12 protein-coding genes are annotated in these 21,128 nt (G+C 62.5%); 4 read left to right on the top strand and 8 right to left on the bottom strand.

Annotated features, from left to right (window positions below; all coding sequences use genetic code 11):
• The first annotated feature begins 54 nt into the window (after nt 1-54).
• Complete coding sequence (locus IAU67_RS00600) at nt 55-3,690, top strand: arabinosyltransferase domain-containing protein (RefSeq protein WP_151842721.1); 3,636 nt, start codon at nt 55-57, stop codon at nt 3,688-3,690.
• 196 nt (nt 3,691-3,886) lie between these two features.
• Here the strand turns inward: IAU67_RS00600 and IAU67_RS00595 are convergent, their stop codons facing one another.
• On the bottom strand, nt 3,887-5,512 hold the full coding sequence (locus IAU67_RS00595) for a glycoside hydrolase family 25 protein (protein ID WP_187767927.1): 1,626 nt from the start codon (nt 5,510-5,512) through the stop codon (nt 3,887-3,889).
• 216 nt (nt 5,513-5,728) lie between these two features.
• Here IAU67_RS00595 and IAU67_RS00590 point away from each other — a divergent pair, with 216 nt between their 5' ends.
• Nucleotides 5,729-7,807 carry a M13 family metallopeptidase gene (locus IAU67_RS00590; RefSeq protein ID WP_151842722.1) on the top strand — a complete coding sequence of 693 codons (2,079 nt, stop codon included), beginning with the start codon at nt 5,729-5,731 and terminating at the stop codon, nt 7,805-7,807.
• 26 nt (nt 7,808-7,833) lie between these two features.
• Here the strand turns inward: IAU67_RS00590 and IAU67_RS00585 are convergent, their stop codons facing one another.
• The 4 genes from IAU67_RS00585 to gltB form a co-directional block, all read right to left on the bottom strand.
• Nucleotides 7,834-8,754 (bottom strand): VOC family protein, encoded by a 921-nt coding sequence (locus tag IAU67_RS00585; RefSeq protein ID WP_151842723.1) that lies wholly within the window; start codon nt 8,752-8,754, stop codon nt 7,834-7,836.
• Nucleotides 8,754-9,089, bottom strand: coding sequence for an RNA-binding S4 domain-containing protein (locus IAU67_RS00580; protein WP_151842724.1), 336 nt, complete (start codon nt 9,087-9,089; stop codon nt 8,754-8,756). Before IAU67_RS00580 ends, IAU67_RS00585 begins: the two co-directional genes overlap by 1 nt.
• A 217-nt stretch (nt 9,090-9,306) precedes the next feature.
• Complete coding sequence (locus tag IAU67_RS00575) at nt 9,307-10,845, bottom strand: glutamate synthase subunit beta (RefSeq protein ID WP_151842725.1); 1,539 nt, start codon at nt 10,843-10,845, stop codon at nt 9,307-9,309.
• On the bottom strand, nt 10,845-15,452 hold the full coding sequence (gltB, locus tag IAU67_RS00570) for a glutamate synthase large subunit (protein WP_151842726.1): 4,608 nt from the start codon (nt 15,450-15,452) through the stop codon (nt 10,845-10,847). Before gltB ends, IAU67_RS00575 begins: the two co-directional genes overlap by 1 nt.
• A gap of 372 nt (nt 15,453-15,824) precedes the next feature.
• On the opposite strand from gltB, the gene IAU67_RS00565 reads away from it, so the two are divergent.
• Entirely contained in the window at nt 15,825-18,161 is a 2,337-nt protein-coding gene (locus IAU67_RS00565; protein ID WP_225723554.1) for an NADPH-dependent 2,4-dienoyl-CoA reductase, read from the top strand.
• Here IAU67_RS00565 and IAU67_RS00560 read toward each other — a convergent pair.
• Entirely contained in the window at nt 18,158-18,835 is a 678-nt protein-coding gene (locus IAU67_RS00560) for a DNA-3-methyladenine glycosylase I (protein WP_151842728.1), read from the bottom strand. The two genes, IAU67_RS00565 and IAU67_RS00560, sit on opposite strands and share 4 nt — an antisense overlap.
• Nucleotides 18,836-18,992: 157 nt before the next feature.
• Here IAU67_RS00560 and IAU67_RS00555 point away from each other — a divergent pair, with 157 nt between their 5' ends.
• Nucleotides 18,993-19,421, top strand: a complete 429-nt coding sequence (locus IAU67_RS00555) for a hypothetical protein (RefSeq protein WP_151842729.1) — start codon at nt 18,993-18,995, stop codon at nt 19,419-19,421.
• 858 nt (nt 19,422-20,279) lie between these two features.
• Here the strand turns inward: IAU67_RS00555 and IAU67_RS00550 are convergent.
• Together IAU67_RS00550 and IAU67_RS00545 are read right to left on the bottom strand one after the other, a co-directional pair.
• A complete protein-coding gene (locus tag IAU67_RS00550; protein WP_151842731.1) occupies nt 20,280-20,567 on the bottom strand; it encodes a GlsB/YeaQ/YmgE family stress response membrane protein in 288 nt (95 codons plus the stop codon).
• A gap of 77 nt (nt 20,568-20,644) precedes the next feature.
• On the bottom strand, nt 20,645-21,055 hold the full coding sequence (locus tag IAU67_RS00545; protein WP_151842732.1) for a DUF488 domain-containing protein: 411 nt from the start codon (nt 21,053-21,055) through the stop codon (nt 20,645-20,647).
• Nucleotides 21,056-21,128: the final 73 nt, after the last annotated feature.

Raw genomic sequence — 21,128 nt, 5'->3', positions numbered from 1 at the left:
GTTAATGATTTTCTCAGTTTTCTTAAGACGTGAAGTGCCGTAGGATAACTAATCGTGTCACAGGTAAAAGATAGAGAGAAGTCCCCTGTCCCACCCACAGACAGGACAGCACCAACCTCCCACGCGCACCGCAAGAAGCTGACCACCGTCAGCATCGTCAGCGGCCTGCTGGGATTCCTACTCTTCCTGTTGGTGCCTTTTCTCCCTGTCAAACAAACCGAAGCCAGCTTCACCTGGCCTGAACAGGGCAACCCCACCAACCTGACCGCCCCCTTGATGTCCTACATGCCCCAGGACATCGACATCTCCATCCCGGTGGAGCAGCTGACCAACCTCAACGACGGCCAGACGACCATTGTGTCCACCGTCCCTGAAACCTCAGAGGAAGCATCCCTCCGAGGCATGTTCGTCCGCTCCACCGACAACGGCGTGGACGTCATCGTGCGCAACGTGGTGCCTCTCTCCATCACCGACGAAGAACTCGCGGCGCTCCCGAAGGCTGCGAACCTGCGCATCACCTCCGACCACGAGTCAACGCACGTATGGATCCCCAACGAACAACGATCCGACGGCACTCCCTTCGACTCCACCATCAACGACGATATCCGCCCCATGCTGACAGGTATCTACTCCGAGATTCGAGATACCGACGCCACCCACCAGGCCTCCGCCAGCGGCGACCTCCGAGCCACCGTCACCGTAGACTCCCGCTTTACCTCCAGCCCCACGACTGTGAAGATTCTCGCCATCGTGGCAGGACTGGTCTCCCTAATCGTGGCCCTGTGGTCCCTCCACTCCATCGACACCCTCGATGGCCGCATCCGCTCCTCCCGCCGCGCAGCCCTGCTGCCCCCAGGCTTCTTCAAGCCACGCCCACTCGACGCAGTGGTGGGTGGCGTGCTCCTCATCTGGTACTTCATCGGCGCGAATACCGCCGACGACGGCTACCTGCGCACCATGGCCCAAGCCTCCAAACACTCGGGCTACATGGCCAACTACTACCGTTGGTTCGGTGTGTCTGAATCCCCCTTCGGATTCCCCTTCTACGACCTTCTGGGTGTGATCACCCGCTTCTCCGAGACCTCCATCGTGATGCGCCTGCCATCCCTCATCGCAGGAATCGTGGTCTGGCTGGTGCTCTCCCGTGAAATCCTGCCGCGCCTGGGCACCCGCATTAACCAGCGCAAGGTAGCCCACATCACCATGGCCTCCACCTTCCTCCTCCTGTGGATGGTATACAACAACGGCACGCGCCCAGAGCCCGTGATCGCCATGTTCTCCCTGCTCGCATGGGTCAGCTTCGAACGAGCCATCGCCAGCCACCGCCTGTTCCCCGCCGCCATCGGAACGATGTTCGCCACCCTGGCGCTCAGCGCCGGCCCCACCGGCCTCATGGCCGTGGCCGCGCTGCTGGTCTCCCTCAGCGCAATGATCCGTATCCTCATCAAGCGCCTCCCCGCGCTCGGCGCGCCCGCCGGCGCCCCACGAGGAAAACTGATCGTCGCCATCATGGCCCAAATCGCCCCCTTCCTGGCCGCAGGCACCGCCATCCTGGCCGGGATGTTCGCAGACCAGACCTTCGCCTCCGTCATGGAAGCAACCCGCGTCCGTAGCGCCATCGGCCCATCCCTGCCCTGGTACGAGGAATACATCCGCTACACCAGCCTCCTGGACAGCACCGTCGACGGCTCCTTCACCCGCCGCTTCGCTGTGCTCATGCTGTTCTTCAGCTTCGGCGTGGTGATCGCATCCCTCCTGCGCTACCGCCGCGTACCCGGCGCCGCCGTAGGCCCCACCAACCGACTGGCGTTCATCTTCCTCGGCACCATGTTCTTCATGGTGTTCACCCCCACCAAGTGGACCCACCACTTCGGTGTGTACGCCGGACTGGGCGCCGCAGTCACCGCACTCGCCGCCGTGGCGGCCTCCCGCATCACCGTCAGCTCCCAACGCAACCGCATCGTATTCTTCGGAGCCGCCCTGATGCTGTTCGCCCTCTGCCTCTCCGGCAGCAACGGCTGGTGGTACGTCGGCTCCTTCGGAGTACCCTGGTGGGACAAGTCCATCCAGGTCAACCACATCGAAGCGTCCACCGTCATGCTGGGCATCTCCCTCATCGTTCTGGTCTGGGGCGTAGTTGTCGGCTTCCTCTCGGACGCCAAGCACGCTCGCCTCACGGACTCCCGCGACATCGAGGAACTCGACCGCAAGGAATCCAGCAAACTGCAGCGCTTCCGCACCGTGGCCACCGCCCCGATCGCGGCCCTCACTGCCCTGGTTGTCCTGTTCAGCCTGGCCTCTCTCGGCAAGGGCTTCGTGGCCCAATGGCCCGCCTACTCCATCGGAAAGGGCAACATCAAAGCCCTCAGCGGAAACACCTGCCTCATGGCCAACGACGTCATGGTCGAAAAGAACACCAACGAATCCTTCCTGCCCGTCGCCGACGGCTCCGAGCTGAAGGACTCCCTCATCGCAGGCAAGTCCGCCGGATTCGACCCGAACAACATCCCCACCAAGATCGACCCGGGCACCGGCTCCAGCGACTCCTCCGACCAAACCTCCGTCTCCGCCCAAGAGCTCTACAAAAACAGCCAGGCGGGCAACTCCAACCACACCAGCCAGTCCGATAATTCCAACGGCAACGCATCCAGCTCCGCCAATGCCTCCGGACAAACACACCAGGATTCGGCGAAGTCCGGGGATGACGCAAGCTCGGCGTCGAATGCAACAAAAAAGGAAGACACCGGCACCACAGGCGGCGTGACCAGCGACAAGGGCATCAACGGCTCCTACGCCAAGCTGCCCTTCGGCCTCGACGAGCAGAAAGTACCCGTGATCGGCTCCTTCACCGACGGCATCCAAGAGCCGTCCTACGCCACCACAAAATGGTTCACCCTGCCCGCCCGCGACGAGCAACACCCACTGGTTGTCTTCAGCGCCGCCGGTGCGATCTACCACCACGACATGAATGGGGTCGAGCAATACGGCCAGGAAGTCGTTGTGGAATATGGACGTGAAAAAACCGACGCCGAGCTCGCCGAGACGAAAGCCCGCGACGAAAAATCCAAGGATCAACGCGACGAACCCGGACGGTCCGAATCCCAAGATCGCTTCCTATCCATGGGCGAGCTGGAGCCGCTCGACATCGGCACCGAGCCCGAATGGCGCAACATGCGCGTCCCCATGGACCAGATCCCCGAAGACGCCACAGTGATCCGCATCCGCGCCGTGGACACCAACCTGACCGAAGACCAATGGGTGGCCTTCACGCCACCGCGCGCGCCGGAGCTGGAGAGCATACAGAAGCACATCGGCTCCGATGTACCAACCCTGCTGGACTGGTCCGTGGCCTTCCAATTCCCATGCCTGAAGCCGTACGATCACCACGCTGGCGTGGCGGAAGTTCCCCACTACCGGGTGTCCCCAAGCCACGAATCCCGCGAGATTCACACGCCCGTGATGGACTACTACGGAGGCGGCTCCGTGGGATTGACCCAGATGACGGCCACCGCCAACGAGATGCCTACGTACCTGAACAACGACTGGCAGCGCGACTGGGGAGTTCTAGACGAGCTGACCACGCACTCGCGGAGTACCGGCGAGGCAGCGAAGCAGGCCGAGCTGAAACTGGGCGAGACCACGCACTCCGGACTGTGGAGCCCGGGGCCGATGAAGTATAAGCAGAAGTAGGCCGGCGCGGCCGGCCGGAGTGGCTGAGGCCGGTCCGGCGGGACGGGGCGCACAGAAAAATGCCTTGAGGGAACCTGTTCTCTGCCATATCTGGCGATTCCCTCAAGGCATTTTCTGTGGGCCCAACTGCCGTTACCTCCGAGGCCACCTCGCGGCGCTACGCGGCTGGGTGAGTTCGCGTAGCTACGCCGCGGGGCTACTCCGCTGCGGCGTCGGCACCCTGCGAAGCATCGGCGTTCTCCGGAGCAGCCGGGGCCTCCGCAGCCTCTGGAGCAGCAGGGGCTTCGGGGGTTTCTTCGGCGTTCGCGTCCGGAGCCTCGCTGCTAGAACCGCCGAACACGGCACTACCCGCGTTCATCAGCTGAGCGAACTCCGGCGGCAGATCGCCATTTTCCGCAGCGGCCGCCACGATAGGACGCAGCAGCGCCGGCAGATCCAGACCCGCCGCGGCCTGGCGACCAGCCTCCGTCGGGGTGGCGCCCAGCAGCGCCTTCGCCAGATTCACGTAGGCCAACGGATCGGCGTCCACCTCGTCCGAGGCCAGCTTGCCAGCCCAGTCCTGCGTCTCGCCGTACTGCTGCAGCAGCTTCAGCAGCTGGCCCATGTTGACGTCGCTGACCTTGTTGCCAGCGCCCGGGTTGATGCCGGCCTGCTTGGCCAGGGCCAGGAGCTGATCCACAGGGATCTGCTTGCCGTTCGCATTGGTCTCATTCAGCGCATGAGCCAGGGCCTGGACAGCCTTCAGAATCTGCTGGCTGGACACCACGGAGCCGCGTGCGCCTTCGGCGGTGGGGATCGTGATGGTGTCGCCGTTAGAGGAACCGGACGCATTGGTGCCGCTCTTGCCCTGGGTCTGAGTCTGCACGGCGCCCTGGGTCAGGAGGGTCTCGGCTGGCAGGCGGCCGCCCACCACGCCCAAGACCAGCATCATGAAGTCCGTGGTCAGAGGCACATCCACACCGGTAACGTGCTCGATGGTGTTAGCCACCTGCGCCTCCTTACCCGTCGCCTTCTTGATCGGCTTCAGGGCCTGGGAGATAGCGCCCGCGGTGGTGTTGGCTGGCATGTCAGAGGCCAGGGCCTTCAGGGATGCGTCGTCGCCGTAGTAGGTGTTGAGGTCCACATCAGTCACGACGCCCGGCAGACGTCCCTGACCGGTGTACTGCCAGAAGGTCATCTCATCCCATCCGCCGGGGATGTCGCCTGGAGGGGTGTCGTTGTAGTAGGCCAACCACAGTGGGTATTCACTGAACTCAGTGGTGTTGCCCATCTGGCCCTTCCAGAAGGCGTAGTAGGTGTAGATGATCGGCTTGCGGCCGGTCTGCTTCTTGATCTCATCGACCCATTCGCGCACCCAGCTCTGGAGCTCTGGGGTGCTCAGTCCGCCGGTCTCCTCCAAGTCCAGGGCTGGCGGCAGGGATGGCTGAGGGCCGGTGGCCAGAGTGGTGGCGTAGAAGCGGGCTTCGCCGCGAGGGTCGCGGTTGCCCGGCTTTGCGTAGTGGTAGCTGCCAGGCATGATGCCGGCTTCCTGGGCCTTTTGGCTATCCGTGGTGAAGAACGGGTTGGTGTAGCCGGTGCCTTCGGTGGCCTTCACGAAGGCGAACTTCTGGCCTTGGGCGGCGAGCTGCTGCCAGTCGATGGCGGCGCCACCTGGGTGCTGGTGGCTGGCGACGTCCACGCCGTCGAGGTCTGCCCAGGATGGGACTGCTACCACTTCGGTGGCGACGAGGGCGGCGACGGTCAGGCCAGTTCCCGCGAGTGCGGTTGCGGTGATGCGTGCTGGGGTTGTGCGCTTGGTGCGGCGCTTAGAGATAGAGAACATGAGCCACACACTACACATCCGTCACAGTTTTAACACGTGAAACACGCGCAACGTGAGTAAACTTTTTGCACTTTTCTCCCAGTGCTCTCTGCAAATTGTTCGACGAAAACGCCAGATTTGGGCCCAAATCTGGCGTTTTGGGCGAACAATTTGTAGGACAGTGTCCGGACACTGTCCTGCACACCTTGTCTAGAGGTTTTCTATAGGCTGGCAAGCATGTCTAACGAAACCCAAGAAGCAACCAACTCCCCAGAACCAACCCAAGACACTCCACAAGAACCAACCAACTCCCTCACCGACAACATCACCGAAGGCCCCAGCCACCCCATAGCCCCCACCCAAGACCTCTACCGCCACGTCAACGGCCACTGGCTCGCCACCCACACCATCCCCGCCGACCGCCCCGTCGACGGCACCTTCCACACCCTGCGCGACCAATCCGAAAAAGACGTAAAAAACATCATCGAACAGCAAGCAGCCGACAACCCCCACGGCCGCATCGGAGCCCTTTACTCCTCCTTCATGGACGCCCAAGGCATCGACAACGCAGGCCTCACAGTTCTGGAAGAGGACCTGAAAGGCGTGCGCTCGGCGTCGAATATTAAAGAATTAGCAGAAGCGCTGGGCCACCTCGACCGCGCGGGAATCGGCGGCGTGGTGGGCTACTACATCGAAAAGGACTCCGGCGACAGCCTCGGCGCCAGCGGCCTCACGCAGCTCTACCTGGTGCAAACCGGCCTCGGCCTCCCCGACGAGGCCTACTACCGCGAGCAGCAACACGAACAAACCCGGCAAGCCTACAAGGCCTTCGTCACGGACATGATCGCGCTCGCCCAGGAACTCCCCGAGTTCGCCGGCGACCCCGCCGAACTCGCGGACACCCTCATCGGCTTCGAAACCGCCCTCGCCGAAGGCCACTGGGACAACGTCACCAGCCGCGACGCCGACAAAACCTACAACCCCACCGCCATCGCCGACCTGCCCACCGGCTTCCCCTTCGCCACCTGGCTCGAAGCCACCGGCGTGCCCGCCAGCCACGGCACCATCATCGTGAACCAGCCCAGCTACCTGGAGCACGTCGCCACGCTCGCCAGCCGCGATCTCAGCGAATGGAAGCTCTGGGCCGCCTGGCGCGTCCTCACCTCCCGCGCCGGCCTGCTCCCGAAGCCCATCGTGGACCGCAACTGGGAGTTCTACAGCAAAACCCTCTCCGGAGCTACCGAGCAGCGCGCCCGCTGGAAGCGCGGCGTAGGCCTGGTCGAAAGCCAGATCGGCGAAGAGGTCGGCACGCACTTCGTGGCCGAGCACTTCCCACCGGAGAATAAGGAAAAGATGCTGGAGCTGGTGGATTACCTTATCGCCGCGTACCGCGAGCGCATCGAGCAACTGCCGTGGATGACGGACGCCACCAAGGACAAGGCCCTGGCGAAGTTGGAGAAGTTCACCGCGAACATCGGCTATCCGGATTCGTGGCGCAGCTTCGACAGTCTGTCCTTCTCCCCCACCGGCGCGGATGTGCTGGCCAACGTGCGCGCGGCCACCGCGTTCAACCACGATTACGAGGTCGCGAAGCTCGGCAAGCCCGCCCGCCGCGACGAGTGGTTCTGCACCCCGCAGACCGTCAACGCCTTCTATAATCCCGTCAAAAACGACATTACCTTCCCCGCCGCGATCCTCCGTCCCCCATTTTTCGACGCCGGCGCGGATGCAGCAGCGAACTTTGGAGCCATTGGAGCTGTCATTGGCCACGAGATTGGGCATGGCTTCGATGACCAGGGTTCCAAGTTTGACGGCGACGGCAACCTGAACTCCTGGTGGACGGAGGAGGACCGCGCTGCGTTCAGCGCGCTGACGGACAAGTTGGTGGAGCAGTTCGACGGGCTGGTGCCGACGGGTCTGCGTCAGCGTGGCATTGAGGACCACACGGTCAATGGGCGCTTCACACTGGGTGAAAACATCGGTGACCTGGGAGGACTGGGCATCGCGATCGTGGCGCTGCGGCACTACCTGGCGGACCAGGGGCTTGATTTCGACACAGCGCCCAGCGCCCCCGTGGAGGGCATGGATGGGGAGTTCACTGCCCTGCAGCGGGTGTTCCTGCGCTGGGCGCGGATCTGGCAGACCGCGATCCGTCCGCAGATGGCCGCGCAATACGCGTCCATTGATCCGCACTCCCCGGCGGAGTTCCGGTGCAATGTGATCAGCTCGAACGTGGCCGAGTTCTATGAGGCCTTCGATGTGGCCCCTGGCGACGGCATGTGGCTGGATGAGGATCAGCGCGTGACGATCTGGTAGTGCGCCGCGGCACCGCGGCGCCGGCGCTAGTTCGCTCGGAAGTCCTCCGGCGCGAACAAGTCTGGCTCGTGCACCTCGTCCTCGCTCGGCACGTACTCCTCCACTTCGCAGAGGTTGAGGAGCGCGCCTTGGGCGTCCTGGATCGTGGCCATCCGTCCGAATTCGGACAGCCATGGTTCGCGCACCAGCGTGCCGCCGAGCTCCAGGGCTTTGCCGATCGCCTCACTCAGGTTTCCCACGCCCATGTACAACGTCCACATGGACACAGTAGAAGCATCCGTGGCCTCGGGGACGCCCGCGGCGCTGGTGGCGTCGGTATTGAGGGTGTCCGGGGTCAGCATGCGGGAGGTATCCCACATCCCGACGAGCGCGGCGCCGTCGTATTCGCCCACGGCGTAGCGAGAGCTGGCATCGGCATCGCTATCGCTAGCGCCTGCATCGCCGTTGCTGCCGCCACCCATCGCGCGAATATCCCAGCCCGCGAGGGTGTGGTAGAACTCCAGGGTCTTGTCCCACTCGGCGCCGACCAACAGCTCGTGCCACACAGGGGTGGACGGCTCGCCGGCGGCGAACAGGGCGATCTCATCGGCTGGGCGCTTCAACCCGACGGTCGCTCCGCACGGGTCGACGATCATTGCCATGGAGGAGCCGTCCTTGATGTCCTGCGGCTCGAGCACGCTGGTGGCGCCGGCCTCGAGGGCTTTCGCGTGGGCATCTGCGACGTTGGGGGTGTAGAGCATCATGCCCCACAGGGAGACGTTGTCCTTCGGCACCTGGGCCACGCCGGCGACGGACATGCCGTCTTTCTTCGCCAGGGCGTACATGGGGCTGACCTGCTGAAACTCCCATCCCAGCACGCCGGCGTAGAAGGCTTTCGCGGCGTCGAGGTCCGTGGTGGCGAGGTCCACCCAGATGGGCATTCCGGGCTGCGCGATGAGTGCTGGCATTACATGTTCCTCCACTTTTCGGGGTCGAAATCGTCGTCTGCAGTGGCTTCGTCGAAATACTCGCCGAGGTCGTCATCATCATCGACGCCGAGGTTCTCGTTCGTCGCGACCCGCGCCCCGACCAACACTTCGCCGGTGGTGAGGTCGACGAGGGTCACTTCATCGCCAGCTCTGAGTGTTTTTCCTCGGCGGGTTTCCGTCTGGCCGTTGACGTTCACGGCTCCGGAGGCGATGACTTCTTTGGCTACGCCTCCGGTCTCTACCAGGTTGGCGAGCTTCACGAACTGGCCGAGTTTGATCTCTTGGTCTCGGATGGAGATCTCGGGGATATGCATGCAGGCCAGTCTACCCGGAGGGTGTGTGGCGCTGAGCCGGCGGGCGCCTCAGCACCGGTCTAGACAAAATGTTCGCTCAAAACGCCAGATTTGGGGTCAAATCTGGCGTTTTGGGCGAACATTTTGTGGGAGCCTGGGTAAACAAAAGCCCGGGGGTAAGGAGTCCCCGGGCTCAGGTAGAAGGTAGAGCCTAGAAGGTAAGGCTTAGAAGGTGGTGCTATGCGCGCATCGCGACATCCGTCGGCTTGATCGGACGAGGCAGAGCCGTCTCACCCATCAAAGCCCGGTCCACAGCAGCCGCCGTGGCACGTCCCTCGGAAATGCCCCACACGATCAGGGACTGTCCGCGACCCGCATCGCCGGCCACGAACACCTTCTTCTTCGCAAACTCCGGGGCCTGCGGCGTTGCCCGGAAGTTCTCGTCACGCACCAGGCGACCGCGCTGATCCACCTCAAGGTCCAGGTCAGCCACGGCAGCGCTGCGTTCCACGGACACGAAGCCCATGGCCAGCAGCACCAGGTCCGCGTCCATTTCGAAGTCGGTGCCCTCCACGTTCTCCAGGCCGTTCGGGCCGAACTGGCACTGAGCACCCTTCAAGCCGGTAACCTTGCCGTCCTCGCCGATGAGCTCCACGGTGTTCATCTGCCAGCGGCGCTCACCCAAAGCCTCACCTGGCTTACGCTCAGCCAAGGCCAGCTTCTCTGCCAGGTCGGCGGATTCGTCACCAGTGACGGTGTACTCGCCTTCCTCGTGCGCGCTTGCCAGGCGCATCTTCAGCGGGTAGGTCGGCCATGGAGTGGAGGCCGCGCGGGACTTTGGTGGCTTCGGCATGATGTCGAACTGGTGCACGGACTTGGCACCCTGGCGCAGCGCGGTACCAAAGCAGTCGGTACCGGTGTCTCCACCGCCGATGATGACCACGTGCTTGCCCTTGGCATCGATGGTGGAAGTCTCCATGTCGCCGTAGCCCACGCGGTTTGCGGGTGGCAGGTACTCCATAGCCTGGTACACGCCCTCCAGGTCACGGCCCGGGACGGGAAGATCGCGACCCACGGTGGAGCCGATGGCCATGACGATCGCGTCGAAGTCCTTCAGATCCTCACCGGTTGGGGAGGTGTTTACCACGAACTTCGTGCCCTCGGCCTCCATCTGCTCGATGCGGCGGTCGATCCACTTCTTTTCCATCTTGAACTCTGGCACGCCGTAGCGCATCAGGCCACCGATGCGGTCGGCGCGCTCGAAGACGGTCACGTCGTGGCCTGCACGGGTCAGCTGCTGAGCTGCCGCCATTCCTGCAGGTCCGGAGCCCACCACGGCGACGGACTGGCCGGTCTTGAAGGTGGGCTTGACCGGCTGAACCCACCCGTTGGCGTAGGCGTGCTCCACAATGGTCAGCTCCACGGACTTAATGGACACTGGATCGTCGGCAATACCCAGTACACATGCGCCTTCACACGGTGCGGGGCACAGACGGCCAGTGAACTCCGGGAAGTTGTTCGTGGCGTGCAGGCGGTCGTAGGCCTGCTTCCACTCGCCCTTGCGCACCAGGTCGTTCCACTCCGGGATGATGTTTCCGAGTGGGCAGCCGTCGTGGCAGAAGGGGATGCCGCAGTCCATACAGCGGGTTGCCTGGGTTTGGACCTTCGAGTCCGAGAAATCTTCGTAGATCTCGTTCCAGTCCAGCAGGCGCAGCGGCACGGGGCGGTGTTCTGCTTCTTCGCGGGTGTGCTTTAGAAAGCCTTTTGGATCAGCCATTACTTCACTTCCTCCATGATTGCGGCTGCAATGCCGTCCTTGTCCAGGCCGGCGGCCTCGGCACGGGCGATGGTTTTCAGAACACGGTCGTAGTCACGTGGCATGACCTTGATCATGTTCTGTGGCTCTACCTCAACAGTGGAGCCGGTGAGCTTACGGTGAGTTTCGATGGTCTCGGTGAGCCATGCGAGCTCGTCGGCGTCGGTAATTTTTTCGATCTCCACCAGCTCAGGGTTGATGCGGGAGGCAACGTCGGTGCCGTCGTCCAGCAGATAGGCAATGCCACCGGACATACCTGCGGCGAAGTTGTTGCCGATGGAGCCGAGTACGATCACGCGGCCACCGGTCATGTACTCACATCCGTGGTTGCCGATTCCCTCGACCACGGCGGTGACGCCCGAGTTGCGCACACAGAAGCGCTCGCCGACGGTGCCGCGGATGAACATCTCACCGGTCACGCCACCGAATCCGAGCACGTTACCTGCGATGACGTCGTGCTGGGTGTCCTCCAGGGCGGCTTCTCCGCGATCCGTTGGGCGGATCACGATGCGTCCGCCGGACAGCCCCTTGCCGACGTAGTCGTTGGCGTCACCGTTCAGGGTGAGGGTCATGCCCGCGGTGGTGAAGGCGCCGAAGGAGTTACCAGCCGAGCCGTTGAAGTTCAGGTTCACGGTGTTCAGCGGTAGTCCGTCGCGGCCGGCCACGCGGGAGATCATGGAGCCGGTCATGGTTCCCACGGAGCGGTTGACGTTGGTGATCGGGTAGTCCAGGGAAATCTGAACGTTCTCGCCGCGGGCGGCGCGTTCGATGGTTTCCTTGGCCTCGGCGCGGATCTGGTTGTCCAGGGCCGCTTCCAGGTTGTGGTTCTGCTTCTTGGATTGGTGCAGATCCTGGTACATGAATGGGGATTCTGGGCGGGCGAAGATGGGGCGCAGGTCCAGCTTGCCAGCGGTCTTGTGCTCCACGTCCATGCTTCCGCCAGTGAGGCACTCGGAGTGGCCCACGGCCTCTTCGATGGAGCGGAAGCCCAGCTCGGCAAGGTATTCGCGGACTTCTTCGGCGATGAAGGTGAAGAAGTTCACCACGTGATCCGCCTGACCTGTGTAGCGCTTGCGCAACTCTGGGTTCTGGGTTGCCACACCTACTGGGCAGGTGTCCAGGTGGCACACGCGCATCATGATGCAGCCGGATACCACCAGCGGTGCGGTGGCGAATCCAAACTCTTCAGCGCCGAGCAGCGCGGCAACCACTACGTCGCGGCCGGTCTTCAGCTGGCCGTCACACTGGACGGTGATGCGGTCGCGCAGGCCGTTCATCAGCAGGGTCTGCTGAGTCTCAGCCAGGCCCAGCTCCCATGGCCCACCGGCGTGCTTCAGGGAGGTCAGTGGCGAGGCACCGGTTCCGCCGTCGTGGCCGGAGATCAGCACAACGTCTGCGTGAGCCTTGGACACACCTGCTGCGACGGTGCCCACGCCCTGCTCTGCCACCAGCTTCACGTGAATACGTGCGTCTGGGTTGGCGTTCTTCAGGTCGTGGATCAGCTGCGCCAGGTCCTCGATGGAGTAGATGTCGTGGTGCGGTGGTGGTGAGATCAGTCCCACACCTGGGGTGGTCACACGCACTTCAGCGATCCATGGGTAGACCTTGGACGGCGGCAGCTGGCCACCCTCACCGGGCTTAGCACCCTGGGCCATCTTGATCTGGATGTCGGTGCAGTTGTTCAGGTAGTGGCTGGTCACACCGAAGCGGCCGGACGCCACCTGCTTGATCGCGGAGCGCTTCCAGTCGCCGTTGGCTTCTGGGGTGAAGCGCGCAGGGTCTTCGCCACCTTCACCGGAGTTGGACATGCCCTTCAGGCGGTTCATGGCGATGGCCAGCGTTTCGTGCGCCTCGGCGGAGATGGATCCGTAGGACATCGCGCCGGTGGAGAACCGCTTGACGATGGATTCGACGGGCTCTACTTCCTCGATCGGGATCGATGGCCGGTCGGAGGTGAACTCGAACAGGCCGCGCAGCGTAGCCAGGCGCTTGGACTGGTCGTTGATCTTGGAGGTGTACTCCTTGAAGATGCGGTACTGCCCCGTGCGGGTAGCGTGCTGCAGCTTGAAGACGGTCTCTGGGTTGAACAGGTGGTATTCGCCTTCGCGGCGCCACTTGTATTCACCGCCGATGTGCAGCTCGCGGTGCGCCTGCTCCTCGGGGCGTGGCAGGAATGCCGCGCGGTGGCGGGTGGACACGTCCTCGGCGATGGCATCCAGGCCGATGCCGGAGATCGGGCTGAAGGCGCCGGTGAAGTACTCGTCCAGCAGCCACTGGTGCAGGCCGGTGACGTCGGCAAGCTGAGCGCCGCGGTAGGACGCCACGGTCGCGATACCCATCTTGGACATAACCTTCTGAAGCCCGTAGGACAGTGCGTGCACCAGGTTCTTCTGGGCGGTCGCGGCGTCCACGGTGGCGTCGCCGGTGTTCAGTCGTCCCTGCTCAGCGAGTTCCTTTGCGGTCTCCAGCGCCATGTATGGGTTCAGGGCGTCGGCGCCGAAGGTGGTGAGCATGGCGAGGTGGTGGACCTCGCGGGCGTCGCCGGCTTCGATGATCAGGGAGGCGCGGGTGCGGGTCTTTTCCTTCACCAGGTGCTGGTGGATCGCGGAGGTCAGCAGCAGCGATGGGATCGGTGCGTAACGCTCGTCGGATTCGCGGTCGGACAGGATGATGAGGGAAATGCCCTTGTTGATCGCCTCGGAGACTTCGCGGCGGATGCGTTCAATCGCTTGGCGCAGGCCGGGTCCGCCGTGTGCAACGGGGTAGAGACCGCGGATGGTGATTGAGCGGAATGCGGAATCTTCGGCCGTCTCACCGATTTTTTTCAACGACGCCAACTGCTCGTTCAGAAGGACCGGCGTATCCAGGTGGATGCGGTGGGCGGCTTCTGGGCCTGGGTTGAGAATGTCTGCTTGCGCACCCAGGTGTGTGAACAGGGAGGTCACCATCTTCTCGCGGATGGAGTCCAGTGGTGGGTTGGTGACCTGCGCGAAGCGCTGTGCGAAGAAGTCGAAGAGCAGGCGTGGGCGGTCGGACAGGGCCGCGATGGGGGTGTCCGTTCCCATGGATCCGATGCCCTCGGCGCCGGTGGCGGCCATGGGGCGGATGAGGATTTCGAGGTCTTCTTCGGTGTAGCCGAAGACGCGCTGGCGCAGGACCACGCGTTCGTGGTTCATCTGCTCGACATCACCGGCGGGGAGGTTGTCTGCCTGGACCAGTTGGGTGTCTACCCATTCCTTGTATGGCTGGGAGGCGAGTTCCTTCTTGATTTCTTGATCGTCCACGATGCAGCCGCGGGAGGTGTCCACCAGGAACATCTTGCCGGGTTCCACGCGGGTGCGCTTGACAACATCTTCGTCCTTGATGTTGAGCACGCCGGCTTCGGAGGCCATGACGACCAGGCCGTCTTTGGTGATCCAGATGCGTCCGGGGCGCAGGCCGTTGCGGTCCAGGACGGAACCGATGATGGTGCCGTCGGTGAAGGCCAGGGCGGCTGGGCCGTCCCAGGCTTCCATGAAGGTGGAGTGGTACTCGTAGAAGGCACGCAGCTCCGGGTCGAGGTTTTCTGCGCGCTCCCAAGCCTGCGGCACCATCATCAGCACGGCGTGTGGCAGACTGCGACCGCCGAGGTGCAGCAGCTCCAGGGCTTCGTCGAAGCGGCCGGTGTCCGAGCCCTCTGGGTCACAGATGGGCAGGACGCGGTTGATGTCGCCCAGGATCTCGGAGTGGATCTGGGATTCGCGTGCGCGCATCCAGTTTTCGTTTCCGCGGACGGTGTTGATTTCACCGTTGTGGGCCAGCATGCGGTAGGGGTGTGCCAGTGGCCAGGAGGGGAAGGTGTTGGTGGAGAAGCGGGAGTGCACGATGGCGAGTGCGGACTCCACGCGCTCGTCCTGGAGATCCAGGTAGAAGTCGCGCAGCTGTGGCGTGGTGAGCATGCCCTTGTACACCACGGTGCGGGAGGACAGGGAGGGGAAGTAGACGGTGTCCGCGCCGGTTCCTACTCCTGGGCCCTTCAGTCCGAGTTCGCGCTCTGCGCGCTTGCGGACGAACCATGCCCGGCGGTCCAGTTCGAGGCCTTCGAGGGGTTCGCCGTTGGCGTCAGTTCCGGAGAGGAAGAGCTGGGTGAAGATCGGTTCGGCGTCGCGGGCGATGGCGCCGAGGGAGGAGTCGTCAGTTTTGATCTCGCGCCAACCGAGGAAGGTGAGGCCTTCTTCGGAGATGATGTGCTCGATGTCGCGCTGGGCGTCCAGTGCGGCCATGCGGGAGTTGGGAAGGAAGGCAATACCGGCGGCGTATTGGCCGGCGGGTGGGAGCTCTACGCCTTGGTCTGCCATTTCTTCGCGGTAGAAGCGGTCTGGGATCTGGATTAGGATTCCGGCACCGTCACCGGTGTTGGTTTCAGCACCGGCTGCTCCACGGTGGTCCAGGTTGACAAGTGCCTGGATTCCTTTTTCCACGATGTCGCGGGATTTACGACCGTGCATGTCTGCAACGAAAGCAACACCACATGCGTCATGCTCGAACTGCGGGTCGTAGAGACCCTGGCGTGCAGGATAATTATTCATGAGTAACGGCCTAACTCTCATTAACTCTTCTTTTCATAAGAATGGGTTTATAGACTCACTCAATTCCGCAACCATGTAAAATTAGGCCAGCCTCAATTAAGTTTTGCACTACTGAGAACTATGGCGGGCTTCACATTTATGCGCATATGTGCAAGTGTGTGCGTTGGGGTACATCTGCATCCGTGGGGGCGCATGCGCGCACGCATCCACGCGCGCCTCCCCATGCGCATCCATACCTGCATCTACACGCGCATCCACGTCCCCGCGATACGCCGCCCAACACACCGTCTTGCACACCCCAATTCGCGCCCCAACGCAGCAATTCCATGTCTTTCCCTGACTTTTTCCGTAATCTCCGCCACAATGACTCTCATGACGACTCCACAACTTCTCTCTCCGCTCACCGTCCGCGGTCGCGAGTTCCGCAACCGCGTGATCATGGGCTCCATGCACACCGGCCTCGAGGACAGCCTCGACGACATCCCGAAGCTCGCGGCCTACTTCAAAGAACGTGCCGAGGGTGGTGTGGCCGCCATCGTCACCGGCGGTTACGCCCCCACCCTCGCCGGCAACCTCACCCCGTATGGTTTGCCCTTTGATAACGAGGAAATATCCGACGCCCACCGCGCTGTGACCTCCGCCGTCCATGACGGCGGAGCGCTCGCTATCTTGCAACTGTTGCACTCTGGACGGTACGGGTACCACCCGATGGCGAAGTCTGCGTCGGATACCCAGTCCCCCATCAGTCCTTTCCCTGCCGCCGCCTTGACGGAGGAGGAGATCTGGGACACGATCAACGCCTACGCCACCGCGGCCTCCTACGCGGCGCGCGCTGGTTACGACGGCGTGCAGATCATGGGCTCCGAGGGCTACCTCATCAACCAGTTCTTGGCCGCGCGCACGAACTCTCGTGAGGACAACTGGGGCGGAAGCGTTGAGAAGCGCCAAAACTTCCCCGTGGAGATTGTGAAGGCGGTCCGCGCTGCGGTCCCGGATGACTTCATCGTGGACTACCGCATCTCTGTCCTGGAGCTTGTGGAGGATGGCCAGACTCAGGAGGAGGTGTTCGCACTCGCCAGCCGCCTGGAGGAGGCTGGAGTGGACATGTTCAGCTCCGGCATCGGCTGGCACGAAGCGAAGATCCCCACCATCGTCACGTCTGTTCCACGGGCCGCGTTCACGTGGGCAACGAAGGCGCTGCGCGAGCACGTCTCCGTGCCCGTGGTTGCCTCGAACCGCATCAACACCGCGGATGTGGCCGAGAAAGTCCTGGCCGACGGCCATGCGGACTTCGTGTCCATGGCGCGTCCGCTGCTGGCGGATGCCCAGTTCGTCAACCGCGTGGCCGCCGGTGATGCGCAGCTCATTAACCACTGCATCGCCTGCAACCAGGCTTGCTTGGACCACACGTTCAGCAATAAGCGTTCTACCTGCCTGGTGAATCCGCGCGCCTGCTACGAAACGGAGCTGGTGCTGGGGCCTACGCGCACCACGAAGAACGTCGGTGTGATCGGCGCTGGCGTGGCCGGCCTGTTCGCCGCCGAAGCGCTGGCGGAGCGAGGCCACAAGGTCACCGTGTTTGAGGCGGCGAACCGGGCGGGTGGACAGTTCCAGCTGGCGATGCGCATCCCCGGCAAGGAGGAGTTCGTGTCCACCTTGACCGCGGTGCAGGAACGCCTCAAGCGCGCCGACGTATACATCGAGTACGGCCAGCGCAAGACCCCCGAAGAGTTGCTGGAGCAGGGCTTCGACGAGGTCATCGTGGCCACTGGCGTGTCCCCTCGTATCCCGCAGTTTGAGGGTGTGGAAGATGGTCTTGCTGGCCGCCTGCTGGACGCGGATGGTCAGGGTGTTCAGGTGGTGACGTACGCGGACCTCATCAGTGGCAAGAAGCAGGCAGGTCAATCTGTGGCCGTCATCGGCGCCGGCGGTATTGGCTTCGACGTCGCGGAGTTCCTGCTGGAGGCTCCCGTGGCACAGCCTGGGGAATCTGCCTCGCCGGCCGCAGATTCCTCCTCGAAACACTCCACTGAGCACTCTGATGAGCAGGACTATGTTCCTCATCCACAGTCCATTGACGAGTGGCGCACGCAGTGGGGCGTGGTGGATAGCACCGACGTGATCGGCAACTTGGGCCGCCCGCAGCCACACAAGGCACCGCGTCAGATTGTGATGCTTCAACGTAAAACCTCCTCTCTGGGTAAGGGATTGGGTAAGACCACCGGCTGGGTTCACCGCGCTGCCGTGCTGATGGGCGGTGCTCTGCAGGTGCCGGGCGTGAGCTACGAGAAGGTAGCCAAGGACGGCCTCCACATCACGGTGCCTTCTGATTCCCGCGCGCTGAAGTACCTGTTCGGCGGTGGCGATGCTGGCGAGCAGGCCGCGGCGAAGGCTGCAGAAGCAGCCGCAGCCGAAGGCCAGGACCGCATCGCCATCACGCTGCCGGTGGACACGGTGGTGCTGTGCACCGGCCAGGAGTCCGTGCGCCCCGAGGGCTGGGAGCCTACGGCACCGGAGAAGTCCGATGACCTGGCGGCCGAATGGGCTTCCGAGGACGCATCCTCCAATGCCTCCTCCAACGCCGCGCCGGAGCCAGCCTCCAATACCCACGATCCTCGCGTTCACATCATCGGTGGCGCTGATGTGGCAGCGGAGTTGGACGCCAAGCGCGCCATCCGCCAAGCGGTGGAAACAGCGGCGAAGATCTAGGCCCCACCCCCTGGCGCCTCATCCACTCGGTCGTCCACCATGCCTATCGCCTGCATCAGGGCGTAGGCGGTGGTGGGTCCCACGAAAGCGAAACCGTAGGATTTCAAGGTCTTCGCCAGCTCCTTTGATTCGGCACTATGGCTCGGAACCTCTGCCACGCGTGTTGGTCGCCGATGCTCCCGTGGAACGAACGACCACACCAGCACCGGCAATCCGGGAGCCAGGCGCCCTGCCGCGCCCTGCAGAATGTCTCGAGCTGGAGCGTCCTCTGGGAGAGTCTGCCAGCGCGGGTCTTCTCGCAACTCCAGGGCGGCCTGAGCATTGGCATAAAGCGCCGCATGCTTGCGTTCGTTACGGATCAAGCGCGTGTCCGCCAGAGCTTCTTGCCTGTCAGACTCCGTCATGGCGCAGATCCGCTCCGGGTCAAACATGTGGAACACACGCCGAAAGTCGGGACGCTTGCGCAAAATAGTCGCCCAACTCAAGCCGGACTGGAAACCTTCGAGAGTGATCCTTTCCAGCAATCCATGCTCGGTGATGACGGGCCGTCCCCATTCATTGTCAAAGTAATCCTGGTCCAGGTCACTGCGGTAGGCCCACTCTGGGCGCGCCGTTCCGTCCGGTCCAATGAATTGGCCACCTGACGTGATGGCAAGCGGTTCGGGTGTAGTCATGCGATCTCCTCCTTATCGATACCCCTAGATCGTTACCCCTAGCCTAACGGCACCGTCCTACATAGACTGTTCCCATAATCGAACACCCTTGATCCTCCACGGTGACGTCGGCGGTGCCCATAGTCCTCCGCCTGCATATTTTCATCCACTCACCTGCATGGATAAGCTAAGGGAAAAAGTTACGGAGGAAGCTATGCCCCATGGTGTCCAGGAGCAGCACAATGGCGATCGCGGTACATTCATTGCCGCGCCGTTGCAGCGTGGCGGTTTTCTGACGTCCTCGGGCGTTCCTGTGACTCAGCTTGCTCCCCCGTCCTCCTCACAGGAGGTCTACAAGAGCCATCATGTGCTGAACGCGAACCCGCTCTGCGACAACAATCACACAGGGAAAAGCTCCCGCACCTCCGCCGATGAGAACACATTTGATGTGGATGACAACTCACCGGACGACTCTGAGGAGGATTCCACTTCAGGATTCATCACATCCTTCGTGCGGAAGTACCCTTCGATCGTGGCGGGCATCAGCGTGTGCGTGCTCGCGGTTCTGGCGGCTGTCCTGGTGGGGCTTCTCCTGTCGCAGATCTAAGAAAGCTTCCTGTATCTCGAGGCCACACAACCCCTGTCAGGGCCTACTCTTCTAGAAGACGTTGACGGTGCAGCAAAGAAACGAGGCCTAAGTACGCACTCGGACCTGGGCCAACGGTAGAGCAGCGAGGAATACACAGGCAGCAAGGCACAGCAGACGGGGAACCGAAGCGAAAATAAGAGTAGGACAAAGCCCAAGGTTTGCCATGATCGTGATGACGAAGACCACTAAGGATTCGCCCGTGTGTTTCTGAGTGCCATGAGGTGCACGAGACAGGCGACGGCCGTCAAGGTACCTGTACAAAATTGCCAGCACAATCCCAATCGCGACGATTCCCCAGTAGTCACCCAGATATGAGTCGGCAACTGACGTATGACTTCCCACCGCGATCCCGAGAAGAAGACAACCGGAGGTCGAAACAGCTAGATTCAGCCAAAAGATGGCTCGCGCTGATGCGTTATCTGAGGACATCATCGGAGTTCGAAAACGTGGGCTGCACGTGCACTTTCCGCGGCTCCAGCCGGAACGCTTGCGCGTGCAGAGGTCACAGCAGCAATCATGAGAGTGGTCATACGTTCATTGTTCTTCACTATTCCTCCTCCGAGGGAAAGATGTTTCCGCCAACTCACCATAATCCTACGGTTGTGCCACACCGCTCACCATCAGCTTCCCCCGTTGCCCCTTCGCCGAACTGGACAGCGCCGATGACAGACTTCCTACGATGAAAGGAGCTTCCCGCGATGACGGAAGCTTCCTATAAAGAAAACCTGGCTGGCAGATGACGCTCATCTGCCAGCCAGGTTTTCTCGTGCACAGCCGGTGATCGGTCGGCCATGCGTTGTGAGATGTTGAGGGGTTTTACTTCTTGCCGGTGACCAGCTTCAGGATGTAGAGGAACAGGCATGCACCGATCAGGCAGGTCAGGAAGGAGAACCACTTTCCGCCGGATTCGATGCCGAACAGGGAGAAGACCCAGCCGCCGAGGAAACCACCGACGATACCGACACCGATGTTGGCGAAGATGCCCATCTGCTCATCAGTGCCCATGATCTTGGATCCGATCCAGCCAGCCAGACCACCGATGATGATCCAGCCGAAGAATCCGAGGGCAGGAGTTGCACTTGCTGCGAGAATAATATTTTCCATGCGAACCAGGGTACCAGGATCCCGCGGCACAGGTCGGGGGCGCTGAAACGATTAAGACAAAACGATGAGGACTCTGCCTACAGCTGCTCCTCCAACCACGTCCGCAACACGTCGGCGTGATTCTCACTCTCGTCCTTGTTGGCCGTCAGCAAGACAACGTCTCCCTGACCACCTTGGCCACCACCCCGAACAGCCCTCCGCACCAGCTCCACAGCACTGTCCAGCTCCCCTGTGCTCTGCGCGTCCTCCAGCTCCTGGAGGTACAGGCCGGTGAACTCCTCAAAGTCGATTCCGCCGGACTCCGCATGAAAACGCTTCCGCAACTCTGATGACGGCGTGAGCTCTTTCAACCACCCCGCATCATCGCCGTCGAAGCCGAGATACAGGGACTCTTTCTTCACCCCGCGCGGCCACAGCCGATCAACAAGGAAGTACACCTTCGCGGAGTCTTGCTCATCTCGGACGTTGTACACACGATCCACTGACATGCCCATAGACTCCACGCTATAACGATCCCAGCCGCGCTCGCATCCTCAACCCCGCCAGGCCTGCTTCCTCAAC

This window comes from Corynebacterium zhongnanshanii (assembly GCF_014490575.1).
In the GTDB taxonomy this organism is placed as follows: domain Bacteria; phylum Actinomycetota; class Actinomycetes; order Mycobacteriales; family Mycobacteriaceae; genus Corynebacterium; species Corynebacterium zhongnanshanii.
Note: the sequence above shows the minus strand (reverse complement) of the source record. Positions and strands in the feature narration are given on the sequence as shown.

What these genes read in the sequence shown, in the direction of transcription:
- IAU67_RS00585 (WP_151842723.1), bottom strand. Translation starts at nt 8,754, where the DNA reads ATGCCAGCACTCATCGCGCAGCCCGGAATGCCCATCTGGGTGGACCTC.
- IAU67_RS00555 (WP_151842729.1), top strand. Translation starts at nt 18,993, where the DNA reads ATGGATAAGCTAAGGGAAAAAGTTACGGAGGAAGCTATGCCCCATGGT.
- IAU67_RS00565 (WP_225723554.1), top strand. Translation starts at nt 15,825, where the DNA reads ATGACGACTCCACAACTTCTCTCTCCGCTCACCGTCCGCGGTCGCGAG.
- IAU67_RS00590 (WP_151842722.1), top strand. Translation starts at nt 5,729, where the DNA reads ATGTCTAACGAAACCCAAGAAGCAACCAACTCCCCAGAACCAACCCAA.
- IAU67_RS00550 (WP_151842731.1), bottom strand. Translation starts at nt 20,567, where the DNA reads ATGGAAAATATTATTCTCGCAGCAAGTGCAACTCCTGCCCTCGGATTC.
- IAU67_RS00575 (WP_151842725.1), bottom strand. Translation starts at nt 10,845, where the DNA reads ATGGCTGATCCAAAAGGCTTTCTAAAGCACACCCGCGAAGAAGCAGAA.
- IAU67_RS00560 (WP_151842728.1), bottom strand. Translation starts at nt 18,835, where the DNA reads ATGACTACACCCGAACCGCTTGCCATCACGTCAGGTGGCCAATTCATT.
- IAU67_RS00580 (WP_151842724.1), bottom strand. Translation starts at nt 9,089, where the DNA reads ATGCATATCCCCGAGATCTCCATCCGAGACCAAGAGATCAAACTCGGC.
- IAU67_RS00595 (WP_187767927.1), bottom strand. Translation starts at nt 5,512, where the DNA reads ATGTTCTCTATCTCTAAGCGCCGCACCAAGCGCACAACCCCAGCACGC.
- gltB (WP_151842726.1), bottom strand. Translation starts at nt 15,452, where the DNA reads ATGAATAATTATCCTGCACGCCAGGGTCTCTACGACCCGCAGTTCGAG.
- IAU67_RS00545 (WP_151842732.1), bottom strand. Translation starts at nt 21,055, where the DNA reads ATGTCAGTGGATCGTGTGTACAACGTCCGAGATGAGCAAGACTCCGCG.